The organism is Burkholderia sp. Ac-20345 (assembly GCF_017104825.1).
GTDB classification, from domain to species: Bacteria; Pseudomonadota; Gammaproteobacteria; order Burkholderiales; family Burkholderiaceae; genus Burkholderia; species Burkholderia lata_B.
The window spans coordinates 1-16,107 of record NZ_JAAGPO010000061.1 but is presented as its reverse complement, the minus strand read 5'-3'; the positions used below and the strand labels follow the sequence as shown (position 1 = coordinate 16,107).

Annotated in this window: 13 protein-coding genes; 4 read left to right on the top strand and 9 right to left on the bottom strand. The window is 67.4% G+C overall.

Annotated features, from left to right (window positions below; genetic code table 11):
- Nucleotides 1-33: 33 nt before the first annotated feature.
- The gene (gene panB, locus G3O06_RS22090) at nucleotides 34-849 is read left to right on the top strand and encodes a 3-methyl-2-oxobutanoate hydroxymethyltransferase (RefSeq protein WP_011351027.1); all 816 of its coding nucleotides are present in this window, start codon (nucleotides 34-36) and stop codon (nucleotides 847-849) included.
- Nucleotides 850-969: 120 nt separating this feature from the next.
- Here the strand turns inward: panB and G3O06_RS22085 are convergent, their stop codons facing one another.
- The 5 genes from G3O06_RS22085 to grpE form a co-directional block, all read right to left on the bottom strand.
- Nucleotides 970-2,898, bottom strand: a complete 1,929-nt coding sequence (locus G3O06_RS22085; protein ID WP_205817511.1) for a bifunctional anthranilate synthase component I family protein/class IV aminotransferase — start codon at nucleotides 2,896-2,898, stop codon at nucleotides 970-972.
- A gap of 13 nt (nucleotides 2,899-2,911) precedes the next feature.
- A complete protein-coding gene (dnaJ, locus tag G3O06_RS22080; protein ID WP_011351025.1) occupies nucleotides 2,912-4,048 on the bottom strand; it encodes a molecular chaperone DnaJ in 1,137 nt (378 codons plus the stop codon).
- A gap of 266 nt (nucleotides 4,049-4,314) precedes the next feature.
- Nucleotides 4,315-6,267 carry a molecular chaperone DnaK gene (dnaK, locus tag G3O06_RS22075; protein WP_174913369.1) on the bottom strand — a complete coding sequence of 651 codons (1,953 nt, stop codon included), beginning with the start codon at nucleotides 6,265-6,267 and terminating at the stop codon, nucleotides 4,315-4,317.
- A 148-nt stretch (nucleotides 6,268-6,415) separates the two neighbouring features.
- Complete coding sequence (locus G3O06_RS22070) at nucleotides 6,416-6,841, bottom strand: thioredoxin family protein (protein ID WP_205817510.1); 426 nt, start codon at nucleotides 6,839-6,841, stop codon at nucleotides 6,416-6,418.
- Between the two features lie 10 nt (nucleotides 6,842-6,851).
- The gene (gene grpE, locus G3O06_RS22065; protein WP_122944536.1) at nucleotides 6,852-7,397 is read right to left on the bottom strand and encodes a nucleotide exchange factor GrpE; all 546 of its coding nucleotides are present in this window, start codon (nucleotides 7,395-7,397) and stop codon (nucleotides 6,852-6,854) included.
- Between the two features lie 355 nt (nucleotides 7,398-7,752).
- Here grpE and G3O06_RS22060 point away from each other — a divergent pair, with 355 nt between their 5' ends.
- Nucleotides 7,753-7,914 carry a hypothetical protein gene (locus tag G3O06_RS22060; RefSeq protein ID WP_006476841.1) on the top strand — a complete coding sequence of 54 codons (162 nt, stop codon included), beginning with the start codon at nucleotides 7,753-7,755 and terminating at the stop codon, nucleotides 7,912-7,914.
- On the opposite strand, the gene G3O06_RS22055 is transcribed toward G3O06_RS22060, so the two are convergent.
- The 3 genes from G3O06_RS22055 to hrcA all read right to left on the bottom strand — a co-directional run bounded on the left by G3O06_RS22055 (nucleotide 7,886) and on the right by hrcA (nucleotide 10,612).
- A complete protein-coding gene (locus G3O06_RS22055; RefSeq protein WP_205817509.1) occupies nucleotides 7,886-8,293 on the bottom strand; it encodes an RNA-binding S4 domain-containing protein in 408 nt (135 codons plus the stop codon). The genes G3O06_RS22060 and G3O06_RS22055 overlap by 29 nt on opposite strands.
- 84 nt (nucleotides 8,294-8,377) lie before the next feature.
- On the bottom strand, nucleotides 8,378-9,442 hold the full coding sequence (gene hemH / locus G3O06_RS22050) for a ferrochelatase (RefSeq protein ID WP_205817508.1): 1,065 nt from the start codon (nucleotides 9,440-9,442) through the stop codon (nucleotides 8,378-8,380).
- 147 nt (nucleotides 9,443-9,589) lie between these two features.
- On the bottom strand, nucleotides 9,590-10,612 hold the full coding sequence (gene hrcA, locus G3O06_RS22045; protein ID WP_096472512.1) for a heat-inducible transcriptional repressor HrcA: 1,023 nt from the start codon (nucleotides 10,610-10,612) through the stop codon (nucleotides 9,590-9,592).
- 130 nt (nucleotides 10,613-10,742) lie between these two features.
- Between hrcA and G3O06_RS22040 the strand changes: the two genes are divergently transcribed.
- Both G3O06_RS22040 and recN read left to right on the top strand, forming a co-directional pair.
- A complete protein-coding gene (locus tag G3O06_RS22040; RefSeq protein WP_122944533.1) occupies nucleotides 10,743-11,645 on the top strand; it encodes an NAD kinase in 903 nt (300 codons plus the stop codon).
- Between the two features lie 19 nt (nucleotides 11,646-11,664).
- Nucleotides 11,665-13,314 (top strand): DNA repair protein RecN, encoded by a 1,650-nt coding sequence (gene recN / locus G3O06_RS22035; RefSeq protein ID WP_205817507.1) that lies wholly within the window; start codon nucleotides 11,665-11,667, stop codon nucleotides 13,312-13,314.
- 116 nt (nucleotides 13,315-13,430) lie between these two features.
- Here recN and glnE read toward each other — a convergent pair.
- Nucleotides 13,431-16,107 (bottom strand): bifunctional [glutamate--ammonia ligase]-adenylyl-L-tyrosine phosphorylase/[glutamate--ammonia-ligase] adenylyltransferase (gene glnE / locus G3O06_RS22030; protein ID WP_241020186.1); only part of this gene is annotated, 2,677 nt, incomplete at its 5' end.

Here is a 16,107-nt window from a genome sequence, read left to right as displayed (position 1 = left end):
TGTCGTTCCTCACCCATTCGAACCGGATTTCCCATGACCTATCTCCAGGAATCGAGCCGGCCTGCCGTCACGGTGCCCAAGCTGCAGGCAATGCGCGACGCCGGCGAGAAAATCGCGATGCTCACCTGCTACGACGCGAGCTTTTCCGCTCTGCTCGACCGTTCGGGCGTCGACGTGCTGCTGATCGGCGATTCGCTCGGCAACGTGCTGCAGGGCCACACGACCACGCTGCCCGTGTCGCTCGACGACATCGCGTATCACACCGCCTGTGTCGCCCGCGCGCAGCCGCGCGCGCTCATCATGGCCGATCTGCCGTTCGGCACGTACGGCACGCCGGCCGAGGCATTCGCAAGCAGCGTCAAGCTGATGCGCGCCGGCGCGCAGATGGTCAAGCTCGAAGGCGGCGAATGGCTCGCCGAAACGATCCGCTTCCTCGTCGAGCGCGCGGTGCCCGTGTGTGCTCACGTGGGCCTCACGCCGCAGTCGGTGCACGCGTTCGGCGGCTTCAAGGTGCAGGGCAAGACCGAAGCCGGCGCCGCGCAACTGCTGCGCGACGCGCGCGCGGTCGAAGCGGCCGGTGCGCAGGTCGTCCTGCTCGAAGCCGTGCCGACGCTGATCGGGTCCGAGGTCACGCACATGCTGCGCGTGCCGACGATCGGCATCGGCGCGGGCGCCGACTGCTCGGGCCAGGTGCTCGTGCTGCACGACATGCTCGGTGTGTTCCCCGGCAAGCGGCCGCGCTTCGTGAAGGATTTCATGCAGGGCGAGCCGAACATCCAGGCGGCCGTCGAAGCGTACGTGCGCGCGGTAAAGGACGGCTCGTTCCCCGGCCCCGAGCATTCGTTCTGACGTCCAACGCGGGGCTGGCGATGGGTTCGCCGGCTCCTCGATGAAAAAAGCGCGGCGCCCTTTGCGGGGCGCCGCGCTTTTTCTTTCACACGCTGCCGGCAACGGTCGATTATCTGCTGGCTACTTCAGTACCGCATCGAGCGCGCCGCGCAGCGCGTTGGTCAGCAATAGTGCCTCCGCACGCGCGAGATCGTCGCGGGTCACGACCCGCTCCGTCGCGCCGAACGCACGATCGTCGAGCAGCACACCGCGCATCACGCCCGGCAGCACGCCAGACTCGAGCGGCGGCGTCACCCACTGACCGTCGAGCTTCACGAACAGGTTCGAGCGCCCGCCTTCCGTCACTTCGCCGCGTTCGTTGACGAACAGCATGTCGAAGCCGCCAAGCACCTCCGCTGCCTGCCATGCGCGATCGTATTCGGCGCGGTGTGTCGTCTTGTGCAGCAGCAGTGCATCGCTCGCACGGGTCGGTGCGAAGCCGTGCGCGGATGCCAGCAGCACGCCGACCGGCCCCGCCGCCAGCGGCTTGAGCGGTGCCGAGATGATCTCGACCGTGCCGTCCTTCGCGAGCGCGAGCTTCATCCGGTACGCGCCGTCGCCGTCGAGCGCCGCGCAGCGCGCGTCGATTTCGCGACGCAACGCGTCGGTATCGCAGCGGAAGCCGAACGCATCCGCGCTACGCTGCAGCCGCACAAGATGGCGATCGAGATACCGGATGCCTTCCGCACGCGTGGCGGCGGTCGTTTCGAACAGCTGGAAGCCGGGATCGGCGTCCGTCAGGAATCGCGCTTTCAATTCGCACTCCGCATATTCGTCGGCCGCGACACTGTCGAGCACGATGCCCGCGCCGACGCCCATCGTGCCGCGGCGCCGGCCGGCGATTGCCGTTGCCGGATTACGTGCCTCAGCATCGGCCGCACCGGCGCTGTCATCGCCTTCGCAGGCTGCGTCGAGCGTCAGCGTACGGATCGCGACCGACAGGCAGAAATCGCCGCAACCGGCCGGGCGATCACCCGGTGCCTCGGATTCGGCACCTTGCTTCGCAGCGTCAAGCCAGCCGATCGCGCCCGTATAGAGCCCGCGCGGCGTCGACTCGATCGCATCGATCAGCTGCATCGTCTTGTGTTTCGGCGCGCCCGTGATCGATCCGCACGGAAACAACGCACGCAGCATCTGCGCGAACGTCGTCCCGTCGCGCCAGCCGGCCTCGACCGTCGACGTCATCTGCCACACCGACGCATACGGCTCGACGGAGAACAGCGCCGGCACGCGGACCGTCCCGGTGCGCGCGATCCGCGACACGTCGTTGCGCAGCAGGTCGACGATCATCACGTTTTCCGCGCGGTTCTTCGGATCGTTCGCGAGGAACACGGCCGCCGCCGCATCGTCGCGGGGGTCGGCCGAACGTGGCGCGGTGCCCTTCATCGGCCGCGCGCGCAGCACGTCGCCGTGCTTCTCGACGAACAGCTCGGGCGAGCACGACACGACCCACGTCCTGTCGGGCAACGCGATCAGCGCGCCGTAGCGCACGGGCTGGCGCGCACGCAGGCGCCGGTACAGCGCGAGCGGCGTGCCGAACACGTCGAAGTTCAGCCGGTACGTGTAGTTGACCTGGTACGAATCGCCCGCGCGCAGCGCGTCGTGCACCGCGGCGATCGCCGCGTCGAACGCATCGCGCGACACGCTCTTTTCGACATGCGCGACGCCCGCGATCGACGGCGTGCCGCCGCCATCCTGCTGCGCGAGCCACGCGTCGACTTCGTCGCGCGACAGGCGCTCGCAGCGCGCATACAGCAAAAAGCGCAACGGGGCATGGCCCGGCTGCGCTCGTTGCAGGTTGCGTCCGAATTCGTAATCGCCGACGACGACCGCATGCAGCCCGTCGCGCAGATCCTGCGCCACGGCCGCGTCGACTTCGTCGAGCCGAGCCGGATCCGTGCACACACGTTCGCGCACGAACCCCGAATACAAACGACTCGACCGCGCGAGCGCGGTCGAGTCGCAATCGTCCAAGAGCGCGAACGACGCGCTCTCGTTGCCTTCAGTCATGCTGTTACTCGAGTTACTCGAAGAAGCTCTTCACACGATCGAACCAGCTCTTGCTCTGCGGGCTGTGACGCGCGCCGCCCTCGGCCAGCGATTTCTCGAACTGCTTGAGCAGGTCGCGCTGGTTGTCGGTCAGCTTCACCGGCGTCTCGACCTGCACGTGGACGTACAGATCGCCCGCGATGCTCGAACGCAGCCCCTTGATGCCCTTGCCGCGCAGGCGGAACGTCTTGCCCGACTGCGTACCTTCCGGCACCGGGAACGACGCACGGCCGGCCAGCGTCGGCACCTCGATCTCGCCGCCGAGCGCGGCGGTCGTGAACGGGATCGGCATCTGGCAGTGGAGATCGTCGCCGTCGCGCTCGAACACCGAGTGCGGCTTGATGTGGATCTCGACGTACAGGTCGCCCGGCGGCCCGCCGTTGATGCCCGGCTCGCCGTTGCCGGCCGAGCGGATCCGCATCCCGTCGTCGATCCCGGCCGGGATCTTCACTTCGAGCGTCTTGGTTTCCTTCACCTTGCCCGACCCGTGGCAATGCACGCACGGCTCGGGGATGTAGGTGCCCGTGCCGTGGCACTTCGGGCAGGTCTGCTGGATGCTGAAGAAGCCCTGCGACATGCGCACCGTGCCCTGGCCATGGCAGGTCGGGCAGGTTTCCGGCTTCGTGCCGGGCTTCGCGCCCGACCCGTGGCAAACCTCGCACGACACCCAGCTCGGCACGCGGATCTGCGTGTCGTAGCCGTGTGCGGCCTGCTCGAGCGTGATTTCCATGCTGTAGCGCAGGTCGGCACCGCGATACACCTGCGGGCCGCCACGGCCGCCGCGCGCGGCGCCGCCCGCGGCCTGGCCGAAGATGTCGCCGAAGATGTCGCCGAACGCGTCCGCGAAACCGCCGAAGCCCTGTGCGCCCGCACCGCCCATGTTCGGATCGACGCCCGCGTGGCCGTACTGGTCGTACGCTGCCCGCTTCTGGCCGTCCGACAGCATTTCATAGGCTTCCTTCACCTCCTTGAAATGCTCTTCCGCATCCTTGTTGTCCGGATTGCGGTCAGGGTGATACTTCATCGCAAGCTTGCGATACGCCTTCTTGATTTCGTCGTCGCCCGCATTCTTCGCGACGCCCAGAACCTCGTAGTAATCCCGTTTCGCCATATCGATTCACTGTGCCGCCACGCATCGCGCACGCGGCGGCTCCTTTCGCCTGCAGTAAAGTCTCTCGACTCGTCTGGCGCTGCGCCCGTCCGCGGACGGCTCGTGCAGCACCCGCCAAAAAACAAATGTGCCCGGAGGGCCGCGAAGCCCGCCAGGCGTGGAGTCGATCCGGCCATCCGGAAGGAAAGACAGACCGCTTGTCAGCCAACCCGTCAGCCGCGCCGCGCGCGTGTTGCGCGCGGCTTGCGGCACCGGGGCAACCCGGCTTAGTCCTTCTTCACTTCCTTGAATTCGGCGTCGACGACGTCGTCGGCAGCCTGCTGCGCACCGCCCGCGTGGGCCGCGCCTTCCGCCGCACCCGCTGCGCCGGCCGCACCCGCTTGCTGGGCCTGCATGTCGGCGTACATCTTTTCGCCGAGCTTCTGCGAAACCTTGCCGAGTTCCTCGACCTTCGCGTCGATCGCGGCCTTGTCGGCCGACGTGTCCTTCAGCACTTCCTCGAGCGACTTCAGCGACGCTTCGATTGCTTCCTTCTCGCCCGCGTCCAGCTTGTCGCCGTACTCGGTCAGCGCCTTCTTCGTGCTGTGGACCAGCGCGTCGCCCTGGTTGCGCGAATCAGCCAGCTCGCGCAGCTTGTGGTCTTCCGCTGCGTTCGCTTCCGCGTCCTTGATCATCTGGTCGATTTCAGCTTCGGACAGACCCGAGTTCGCCTTGATCGTGATCTTGTTTTCCTTGCCGGTCGCCTTGTCCTTCGCGCCGACGTGCAGGATGCCGTTCGCGTCGATGTCGAAGGTCACTTCGATCTGCGGCACGCCACGCGGTGCGGGCGGGATGCCTTCGAGGTTGAACTCGCCGAGCAGCTTGTTGCCGGCTGCCATTTCGCGTTCGCCCTGGAACACCTTGATCGTCACGGCGCCCTGGTTGTCGTCCGCCGTCGAGTACACCTGAGCGTGCTTCGTCGGGATCGTCGTGTTCTTGCTGATCATCTTCGTCATCACGCCGCCGAGCGTCTCGATGCCGAGCGACAGCGGGGTCACGTCGAGCAGCAGCACGTCCTTGCGGTCGCCCGACAGGACCTGGCCCTGGATCGCCGCGCCGACTGCGACGGCTTCGTCCGGGTTCACGTCACGGCGCGGATCCTTGCCGAAGAACTCCTTCACCTTCTCCAGCACCTTCGGCATGCGCGTCTGGCCGCCGACCAGGATCACGTCGTCGATGTCCGACACCTTGACGCCTGCGTCCTTGATCGCGATGCGGCACGGTTCGATCGTGCGCTCGACGAGGTCTTCCACCAGCGCTTCCAGCTTCGCGCGGGTGATCTTCAGGTTCAAGTGCTTCGGGCCCGACGCGTCCGCCGTGATGTACGGCAGGTTGATTTCGGTCTGCTGGCTCGACGACAGCTCGATCTTCGCCTTTTCAGCGGCTTCCTTCAGGCGCTGCAGCGCGAGCACGTCCTTCGACAGGTCGACGCCCTGCTCCTTCTTGAACTCGCCGATGATGTAATCGATGATGCGCTGGTCGAAGTCCTCGCCGCCGAGGAACGTGTCGCCGTTGGTCGACAGCACTTCGAACTGCATTTCGCCGTCGACGTCCGCGATTTCGATGATCGACACGTCGAACGTACCGCCGCCGAGGTCATACACGGCGATCTTGCGGTCGCCCTTCTCGACCTTGTCGAGGCCGAACGCGAGCGCGGCTGCGGTCGGCTCGTTGATGATCCGCTTGACTTCGAGGCCCGCGATACGGCCGGCATCCTTGGTTGCCTGGCGCTGGCTGTCGTTGAAGTACGCCGGCACCGTGATCACGGCTTCCGTGACCGGCTCGCCGAGGTAGTCTTCGGCCGTCTTCTTCATCTTGCGCAGCACTTCCGCCGAAACCTGCGGCGGCGCGAGCTTTTCGCCATGTGCTTCGACCCATGCGTCGCCGTTGTCGGCCTTGACGATGGTGTACGGCATCAGGCCGATGTCCTTCTGGACTTCCTTCTCTTCGAAGCGGCGGCCGATCAGGCGCTTCACCGCGAACAGCGTGTTCTTCGGGTTGGTCACCGACTGACGCTTGGCCGGCGCGCCGACGAGCACTTCGTTGTCGTCCATGTAGGCGATGATCGACGGCGTGGTGCGCGTGCCTTCCGAGTTCTCGATGACCTTGACCTGGTTGCCTTCCATGATGGCGACGCACGAGTTCGTGGTGCCGAGGTCAATACCGATGATCTTTCCCATTTTTTCCTAATCTCCAGAAATGCTTGTTTGCTGCGCAAAACCCCGCGTTTTGGGGCGGTTTCGCGCGCCAGAATTCAACTCTGTTCCCGAAATGCGTCCGTCCGGTCCGTTTTCAAGACCCGACGAGCGATGCGGATATTAAATTTTTTCAATCGCCGCCGGCTAGCGGATCGCCGCCCGGCGGATCGCCGCCCGCCGCGGCGATTTTCGCGCGTGCCGCCGACACCGCTGCCTGGAACTGCGCGAGGCCATGCCAGCCCGTCGCGCGGCCGAGCCGCTTGCCGCGGTGGAAGAAGAACCACGTCGGCACGCCGTGCAGCCCGAAGCGGCGCCCCAGCTGGTGGTGTTCGTACACGTTGCAATGGAACCACTTCAGGTCCAGCGCGCGGATCGCGTCGGGCTGCGCGAGCATCGCCTTCTTCGCGATCTCGCAGTTGAAGCAGTCGACGCCCCAGAAGAACACCACCGCGAGTGCGTCGCCCGCGCCGTCGATCGCCGCGTCGAACGTGCCGGCGTCCAGCGCCTGCATGTCGAACGCGTCAAACGCGGCCGGATCGACGCCGGCAGGCACCATTGCGACGGCCTTACTTCGGCTGCGCGACGGTGACGAGCGCCGGACGCAGCACGCGGTCGGCGATCGTGTAGCCCTTTTGCAGCACTGCAACGACGGTGTTCGGCTCCTGATCGGCCGGTACCATCGAAATCGCCTGGTGCTGATGCGGATCGAATTTCTCGCCGACCGGGTTCAGCGCGACGACGCGGCCCTTCTCGAGCGCGCTCGTCAGCTGGCGCAGCGTCAGTTCGACGCCTTCGCGCACCTTCGTGATGTCGCCGGACGTATCGCTGACGGCCGCTTCCAGGCTGTCCAGCACGGGCAGCAGGTGCTCCGCGAAGCTCTCGATCGCGAACTTGTGCGCCTTCGAGACGTCGTCCTGCGCGCGACGGCGGACGTTCTCGGTCTCGGCCTTCGCCCGCAGGAAGCTCTCCTGCAGCTCGGCGACCTTGGCTTGAGCCTCCGCGAGCGCCGCGTCGGCTGCTTCGGCGGCGGGAGCGGCGCCTTGCGCCGCCTGCTTCTCGCTGCCGATGTCTTCGGCCGATTGGGTAGCCGGGTTCTCTTGCGTGTTTTCCATGTCGCTGAAAGTCGATTAGAGGTTGAAGCCAAATCGGCAACCGCCGGACCGTATACCCGGCAGCACCGCACATTGCTGGTGCAAATAAGGGTGAAAACTACGATTTCAAGAGGGTTATTCGCCGGCATTCTCCAATGCCGCGAAACAACCGCGCTTCACGCCGGGGCATCGCCCGCATAGTCCGCCAGTTCGGGCGAAACGGGCTGTAACAACGCTTACCTGGCAAGTACTAGCTTGGCACAGGCCCGCTGCACTACACTCCACTCAAGCGTCGGAAAAGCGTGTTTACCCCTAGCTGACCGTCGCCTGACATCCACCTGGCGCCACTTTCACCCGTCTTCTCGAGGGGAGTACCGTGAAACTGACCTTTGCGATATCGGTGGTCGCGCTGGTACTCATTGCCGGCACCACCACCATCTGCCTGTCGGGAGCCGTCACCGACCGCACGACCGAATACGGGAGCGCGCGGGCGACGTTCGACCAGATGTTCAGCTCCCACCAGAAAATCTGTCGATGATGCGCCGGTCGCGCTTCGTCGGCCGGCCGTGCAATTCAGCCGCCGGCTCGCGATACGTGCGGCGCCGCTCCAGTTCGGCGAGCCGCGCGGCCCGCCCCGCTTCCGTTTCCGCGTAAAGCGTCTGCGCGACGCTCGCCGGCCCGCGCACGTCGCACACGCCGAGCACGGCAATGTGCCAGACGATGCCGTCGATCGCAATCTCGACCTCGTCTCCCACACGCACTTCCTTCGCCGGCTTGACCGCCGCGCCGCCGATCTTCACGTGCCCCTTGTCGACCGCATCGGTCGCGAGCGAGCGCGTCTTGAAAAACCGGGCCGCCCACAGCCATTTGTCGATGCGCAGCTTCGCGCCCGGTTCGGTCGAAATCTTGAAATTCATCGCAGCCTCCGCCGGGCCGCCCCAAGGAGGCTGACCGCCCCCTCGGGGGGCAGTGAACGAAGTGAGCGTGGGGATCGTTTCATCTCAACTCACCGTTTCGGGCTGCGCGGCCCTGACCGGCCAGCCCTGCAGATTCTCGGCGACGATCTCGCCGAGCGCGCCGATCCACGCGGGCGCGCCGTTCAGGCAAGGAATGCGGTGGAACGCCTTGCCGCCGCCGGCGAGGAACTCGTCGCGCACTTCCATGCCGATCTCCTCGATCGTCTCCAGGCAGTCGGCCGTGAAACCGGGACAGAACACGTCGGCCCGCCGCACGCCGGCCTCGCCGAACTCGCGCAGCGTCGGCGCGGTGTAAGGCTGCAGCCATTCGGCCTTGCCGAAGCGCGACTGGAAGGTGACGCGGCACTCGGTCGTCGACAGCCCGAGCGCGGCCATCAGCAGCGCGCCCGTCTGCTGGCACTGATCGTGATAGGGGTCGCCAAGGTCGAGCGTGCGCTTCGGCACGCCGTGAAAGCTCAGCACGAGCTTGTCGCCGGACGCAAAGTCGGGCCGGCCGTGCTGCGCCCAGTACTGGCGCACCTGCTCGGCCAGCGCGTGGATATAGGCCGGATGGTCGGCGTAATGCCGCACCGTGCGTACTTCCGGCTGGTTGCGCATGCGTGCGAGCGCGTCGAAGGCGGCGTCGAAGGCGGTGGCCGTGGTCGACGCCGAGTATTGGGGATACATCGGCATCAGCAGCACGCGCTCGACGCCCGCGCGCTTGAACTGCGCGAGCGCGTGCGAAATGTTCGGGCTGCCGTAGCGCATCGCGTAGTCGACCATCACGTGATAGCCGTTCGACGTGAGCAGATGCCGCACGCTGTCGGTCTGGCGCTCCGTGTACACGCGCAGCGGCGAGCCCTCGGGCATCCAGACCGCAGCGTATTTCTTCGCGGACGCGCGGCCGCGCAGCGGCAGGATCAGCGTGCGCAGCAGCACCTGCCAGACAGCCTGCGGAATCTCGACGACCCGCGGATCCGACAGGAATTCGGCCAGGTAGCGCCGCACCGCGCGCGGCGTAGGGGCGTCGGGCGTGCCGAGATTGATCAGCAGCACGCCGATGCGATGGGCAGCCGCGATGCTCGAAGGCGGCTCAAGATCGAAACGCATGGGCAATTACGTGCTCGGGGCACGGGACCGGACGGCTCTCAATTATAGCGGGCCGCTTCGCGCCGGTCGGCTGGCCGTTCGGCCGACTGCCGGCATGCGCGGTGCCGCGGCACGATGACGGGGCGGGATCGGGCTGGCGATCGCAGGCTACTGCTGGCTCAGCGTGAGCGACAGCAGGCGCGCGGTGATGTCGACGATCGGTATCACGCGGTTGTACGCCATGCGGGTCGGGCCGATCACGCCGAGCGTGCCGACGATCTGCCCGTTCACCTCGTAAGGCGCGGTGACGACGCTCATTTCCTCGATCGGCACGAGCGTCGATTCACCGCCGATGAAGATCTGCACGCCCTGGGCGTGGCTCGACACGTCGAGCAGTTGCAGGAGGCCCGTCTTTTGGTCGAATACGTCGAACAGCTTGCGCAGCCGAGCCATGTCGGAGGAAAGATCCGCCACCTCGAGCAGGTTGCGCTCGCCGGAAATCAGCACGGTGTCCTCGGTGTCGGGCACCTCGGTACTGGCCGTCACCGCCAGATGCATCAGCGCGGTCATGTCGCCGCGCAACTGGTCGATCTCGTCGCGCAGGCGGCGGCGTACCTCGTCGAACGACAGCCCGGCGAAATGCGCGTTGATGTAATTGGACGCCTCGGTCAGCTGCGACGGCGAGTAGTCGCGCGGCGTCGCGAGCATCCGGTTCTGCACGTCGCCCTCGGGCGTGACGATGATCAGCAGGATGCGCTTGTCCGACAGGCGCATGAACTCGATCTGCTTGAACACGTGGCTGCGGCGCGGCGTGAGCACGACACCCGCGAACTGCGACAGGTTCGACAGCACGCTTGCGGCGGCCGCCACGACCCGCTGCTGCGGCTCGCCGGCCTGCAGCGTGTTCTGCACCTGCCGCGCGACGGCTTCGGCGTCGATCGGTGCCTCGACCGTCAGCATCGTGTCGACGAACAGCCGGTAGCCCCGCGGTGTCGGCACGCGGCCGGCCGACGTGTGCGGGCTCGACACGAGGCCGAGCTCCTCCAGGTCGGACATCACGTTGCGGATCGTCGCCGGGCTCAGCTCAAGCCCGGAGTAACGGGACAACGTGCGCGATCCGACTGGCTGACCGTCGGCGATATACCGTTCGATCAGGGTTTTCAGGAGGGTTCGTGCGCGAGGATCTAGCATGGTGGAAAATTTTAGCGCAACCGCGCGACCGCGGCGAGTGGCGCGGCCACCGATGCGCGGCCCGGCCCGATCCGGCCCCGTCTCCGCACAGCCGGTTCTTTTCGTCAACGAGCTATGGTGTAATGCCGGCATGAAAACCGGTAATCAGTTCAACACTGTCGCGCTCGTCGGCCGGAGCAACACGCCCAACATCGCCGAGCCGCTCGCCACGCTGGCCGCCTGCATCGCCAAGCGCGGCTTCGAGGTCGTCTTCGAAGCCGAGACCGCGCGCGAGATCGGCATCACCGGCTACCCGGCGCTGACCCCGGCCGAAATCGGGGCGCGCGCCGACGTGGCGGTCGTGCTGGGCGGCGACGGCACGATGCTCGGCATCGGCCGTCAGCTCGCGCCGTACAAGACACCGCTGATCGGGATCAACCACGGGCGGCTCGGCTTCATCACCGATATCGCGGCGGCCGACATGCAGGCGCTCGTCCCGGTGATCCTGTCGGGCAAGTTCGAGCGCGAGGAGCGCGCGCTGCTCGAAGCCCGGATCATGCGCGACGGCGAACCGATCTACCACGCGATCGCCTTCAACGACGTCGTCGTGAACCGCAGCGGCTTCTCCGGGATGGTCGAGCTGCGCGCATCGGTCGACGGCCGGTACATGTACAACCAGCGTTCGGACGGCCTGATCGTCGCCACGCCGACCGGCTCGACCGCTTACGCGCTGTCGTCGGCCGGCCCGATCCTCCATCCGCAGCTGGCGGGCATCGTGCTCGTGCCGATCGCGCCGCACGCGCTGTCGAACCGGCCGATCGTGCTGCCCGACGATTCGAAAATCGCGATCCAGATCGTCGGCGGGCGCGACGTCAACGTGAACTTCGACATGCAGTCGTTCACCGCGCTCGAGCTGAACGACACGATCGAGGTGCGCCGCTCGAAGCACACGGTGCCGTTCCTGCACCCGATCGGCTACAGCTACTACGCGACGCTGCGCAAGAAGCTGCACTGGAACGAACACGCCTCGAACGAAGACGACAAGGCGTCCTGACGCCGCTCCGCCCGACACCATGCTCCGCCACCTCTCGATCCGCGACTTCGTCATCGTCGCCGCGCTCGATCTCGAATTCGACAGCGGCTTTTCCGTCTTTTCCGGCGAAACCGGCGCCGGGAAATCGATCCTGATCGACGCCCTCGCCCTCGCCCTCGGCGAACGTTCCGACGCGAGCGTCGTGCGCACTGGCTGCGGCCGCGCCGACATCACCGCCGAATTCACGCCGCACGACCGCGTCGCGCGCTGGCTCGACGAACACGCGTTCGACACCGAGGACACCGTGATGCTGCGCCGCGTGATCGATGTGAGCGGCCGGTCGCGCGCGTTCATCAACGGCACCAGCGCGACGCTCGCGCAACTGCGCGAGCTCGGCGAAATGCTCGTCGACATCCACGGCCAGCATGCGCACCAGCTGCTGATGCGGCCCGACGCGCAGCGCGAGCTGTTCGATACGCACGCGGGGCTCGTCGCCGATGCGGCGAACGTCGCGCGCGCATGGCGCGTGTGGCGCGACGCGACGCAGGCGATCGAGGTGGCAAAAGCGCACGAGCGCGAGTTGCAGCTCGAACGCGAAAAGCTCGCCTGGCAGCTCGCCGAGCTCGACAAGCTCGCGCCACAGCCCGGCGAATGGGACGAAGTCAGCAACGAGCACAAGCGCCTGTCGCATTCCGCGAACCTGATCGAAGGCGTGCGCGGTGCGCTCAACGCGCTGTCCGAGTCCGACGACGCGATGCTCGCGCAACTCGGCGCGATCGTGTCGAAGCTGCGCAGCCTCGCCGACTACGACACCACGCTCGGCGATGCGCTCGCGTCGCTGGAGCCGGCCGAGATCCAGTTGCAGGAAGCCGTCTATTCGCTGTCGCACTATGCGCAGCGCGTCGATCTCGACCCCGAACGGCTCGCGCAGGTCGAAACACGCCTCGATGCGCTGCACTCGACAGCCCGCAAGTTCCGCTTGCCGCCCGACACGCTGCACGAAGAACACGCGGCACGCCGCGCGCAGCTCGCCGCGCTGGATGCGGCGGCCGATCTTGGCGCGCTCGAAGCGGTGCAGGCCAAGGCGCGGGAAGCCTATCTCGCCGACGCAAAACACCTGTCCAAGGCACGCACGCAGGCCGCCAGGACGCTCGGCACGGCCGTCACGACCGGCATGCAGGAACTGTCGATGGCGGGCGGGAGCTTCGAAGTCGCGCTCGTGCCGCTCGCCGATGGCGGCCCGCACGGGCTCGAGCAGGTCGAATTCCGGGTCGCCGGGCACCCTGGCGTGCCGCTGCGGCCGCTCGCGAAGGTGGCGTCGGGCGGCGAGCTCGCGCGGATCAGCCTCGCGCTCGCGGTGATCGCCAGCGCGGCGAGCCCGACGCCGACGCTGATCTTCGACGAAGTCGATACGGGGATCGGCGGCGGCGTCGCCGAAGTGGTCGGCCGCCTGCTGCACCAGCTCGGGCGCGATCGCCAGGTGCTGTGCGTGACGCACCTGCCGCAGGTCGCCGCGCGCGGCGACCATCACTTCCAGGTCGCAAAAGGCGCCGACGACCGTGGCGGTACGGTGTCGACCGTCGTCGCACTCGACCGCGCCAACCGGATCGAGGAAGTCGCGCGGATGCTCGGCGGCCTCGAGATCACGGCCACGACGCGCAAGCACGCGAAGGAAATGCTGGCGGCCTGACGCCGGCCACCCGTTATCCGTTCACCGAACGCAAAAAGACCGGCGCACGCGCCGGTCTTTTTTTGGCACGGTGGCGCAATCGCGTCCACCCTGCCGCACCGCATCGAACGGCCGTTTCAACTGTCCGTTTCAACCGCCCCGAACACGCGCGTCCACAGCGCCGTCACGGCCTCACGCTCGTCGGCCACCACGGCCGGATCGACCCGCGCCTTCTCCATCCCGTCGAGCCGCAGCTTGTGTTGCAGCTTCCGGTACTTGCGGTACGCCGCGCCGACGCGCTCGGCCTCGTCCTCGCCCATCAGCCCGAAGCGCGCGACCTCGCGCAGCAGCGCGATGTTGCCCGTGTTGCGGATCAGCTCGGCGTCGCTCGACGCGTGCAGCAGCACCCAGTACTGGACGATGAACTCGATATCGACCATCCCGCCGCGATCGTGCTTCAGGTCGAACAGCTCGGTCTGGTTCGGGTGGCCGGCAAACACCTTGCCGCGCATGTCGACGATTTCCTTCGCGAGCACGCCGCCGTCGCGCGGCGTCGTCAGCACCTGCTGGCGGATCGCCTCGAAGTCCGCGCCGACCTGCGCGTCGCCCGCGCTGTAGCGGGCACGCGTCAGCGCCTGGTGCTCCCACACCCACGCGGTATTCGCGGCATCGCCCTCGCGCAGCTGGTAGCGGCGGAACGCGTCGAGATCGGTGACGAGCAGCCCGGCCTCGCCGTTCGGCCGCAGCCGCAGGTCGATGTCGAACAGCGCGCCCGCCCCGGTCGCCGTGGTGAGCCACGTGATCAGGCGCCTCGTGAAGGTCGTGTAGACGTCCGCCGAGCGCTCGTCGGCGTCGTCGTACAGGAAGATCAGGTCGAGATCCGATGCGTAGCCGAGCTCCTTGCCGCCCAGCTTGCCGTACGCGATCACCGCGAACTTCGGCACGTCGCGATGACGCTTCGCGAGTTGCGACCAGACGACTTCGATCGTCACGTCGAGCACCGCGTCGGCCAGCTCGGACAGCCGGTCGCTCACATGCTCGACCGACAGTTGCCCGGCCAGATCGATCAGCAGGATCCGGAACACCTCCGCGTGCTGCGCGTGCCGCAGCAGGTCCATCTGTTGCTCGGGGCCGTCGGCCGCGGCGAGGCGCGCGCGCAGTGCGTCCTTGAACGCGGGCCAGTCGAACGGGCTCGCGATCGCCTCGTCGTCGAGCAGCTCGTCGAGCAGTTGCGGGTGGCGGATCAGGTAGCCGCCGCCCCAGCGCGTCGCCCCGAGCACCGACAGCACGCGGTCGAGCGCGGCCGGATATTCGGTCAGCAGCGCGAGATAGACACCGCGCCGGCTGACCGTCTCGAGCAGGTCGAACAAGCGCACGATCGTGTCGTCGCGGCGCGCGGCGTCGATGTTCGGCGCAGCCTCGAGCGCCCGCTGCGCGACGCTGTCGAAACGCTGCCGGCTCTTTTCCGGCAGGCCCGTGTAGCGGGACGACTGCCAGATCGCGCGCAGCCGCGCGAGCACGGTGGCCGGATCGGCGAAGCCTAAGCCGTCGAGGCGCGCGACCAGTGCGTCGTCCTCGCCGTCGTCGGCCAGCGCGCCGCTCCAGATCCACGCGGCCGCCGTGTCGTCGCCGGCCGCGCAGGGGCTGCCTTTCACCTTGTCCGCGAAGATCTGGTGAAACTGCGCCTCGACGAAGGTCCGGTGGCCGTCCAGCACCGTCATCAGCGCCGCATAGTCGGCAAAGCCGAGCGACTCGGCCAGCGCCGCGCGCTCGTCCGGTTCGACCGGCATCGCGTGGGTCTGCGCGTCGTTGCGGTACTGCAGTCGGTGCTCGAGCGTACGCAGGAAGTTGTAAGCGTCGGTCAGCTGCGTGCGCACGTCCTCGCCGATCAACCCGCGGGCCTGCGCGTGACGCAGCACCGCGAGCGTCGGCCGCACGCGAAACTCGGCATCCTGACCGCCGCGGATCAGCTGGAAGACCTGCGCGCTGAACTCGATCTCGCGGATCCCGCCACGCCCGAGCTTGATGTCGTCGGCCTTGTCGGGCCGCATCGACGCGCGGCGCGCGGCTTCCTGCCGGATCTGCTGGTGCAGCGAGCGGATCGCGCCGATCACGCCGTAATCGAGATAACGGCGGTACACGAACGGCTTGACGATCGATTCGAGCTGCGACTCCAGCCGCTGCGCCGCTTCGCTGTCGCCCTCCGACACGAGCCGCCCCTTGATCCATGCATAGCGCTCCCACTCGCGCCCCTGCACATAGAAATATTCCTCGAGCATCCCGAGGCTGCAGACGAGCGGCCCCGAATCGCCGTTCGGGCGCAGCCGCATGTCGACGCGAAACACGTAGCCATCGGCCGTGACCTCGGACAGCACGCCGATCAGCCGCCGGCCGAGCCGCGTGAAGTATTCCTGCGTGGACAGCGGCGAACGCGCGCCGCCGGTCGTCTCGCCGTCGTCCTCGTAGACGAAGATCAGGTCGATGTCCGACGACACGTTCAGCTCGCGGCCGCCGAGCTTGCCCATCCCGACCACGCCGAGCACGACGCGCTGGCCGTCGGCGCCGCGCGGCTCGCCGTACTGCGCCTCGAGCTCGGCCGACAGCAGCGCGAGCGAGCGCTGCACGGCCACTTCCGCGAGATCGGTCATCGCGCCCGTCACCTCGGCGACGTCCGCCCGCCCGCGCAGGTCGCGTTCCGCGACCGCGCCGAATGCCTCTGCGCGCAGTTGCCGCAGCGCGCGCTTCAGTTGGTCCTCGGTCGGCGCGACCGTGCCGGCCGGCGTTGCGAGCAGGTCGGTGAGGCGCGCGTCGAGA

Bases quoted from the DNA above. Each gene is read 5' to 3' on its own strand.
- panB (WP_011351027.1), top strand. From the start codon at position 34: ATGACCTATCTCCAGGAATCGAGCCGGCCTGCCGTCACGGTGCCCAAG.
- G3O06_RS22085 (WP_205817511.1), bottom strand. From the start codon at position 2,898: ATGACTGAAGGCAACGAGAGCGCGTCGTTCGCGCTCTTGGACGATTGC.
- dnaJ (WP_011351025.1), bottom strand. From the start codon at position 4,048: ATGGCGAAACGGGATTACTACGAGGTTCTGGGCGTCGCGAAGAATGCG.
- dnaK (WP_174913369.1), bottom strand. From the start codon at position 6,267: ATGGGAAAGATCATCGGTATTGACCTCGGCACCACGAACTCGTGCGTC.
- G3O06_RS22070 (WP_205817510.1), bottom strand. From the start codon at position 6,841: ATGGTGCCTGCCGGCGTCGATCCGGCCGCGTTTGACGCGTTCGACATG.
- grpE (WP_122944536.1), bottom strand. From the start codon at position 7,397: ATGGAAAACACGCAAGAGAACCCGGCTACCCAATCGGCCGAAGACATC.
- G3O06_RS22055 (WP_205817509.1), bottom strand. From the start codon at position 8,293: ATGAATTTCAAGATTTCGACCGAACCGGGCGCGAAGCTGCGCATCGAC.
- hemH (WP_205817508.1), bottom strand. From the start codon at position 9,442: ATGCGTTTCGATCTTGAGCCGCCTTCGAGCATCGCGGCTGCCCATCGC.
- hrcA (WP_096472512.1), bottom strand. From the start codon at position 10,612: ATGCTAGATCCTCGCGCACGAACCCTCCTGAAAACCCTGATCGAACGG.
- G3O06_RS22040 (WP_122944533.1), top strand. From the start codon at position 10,743: ATGAAAACCGGTAATCAGTTCAACACTGTCGCGCTCGTCGGCCGGAGC.
- recN (WP_205817507.1), top strand. From the start codon at position 11,665: ATGCTCCGCCACCTCTCGATCCGCGACTTCGTCATCGTCGCCGCGCTC.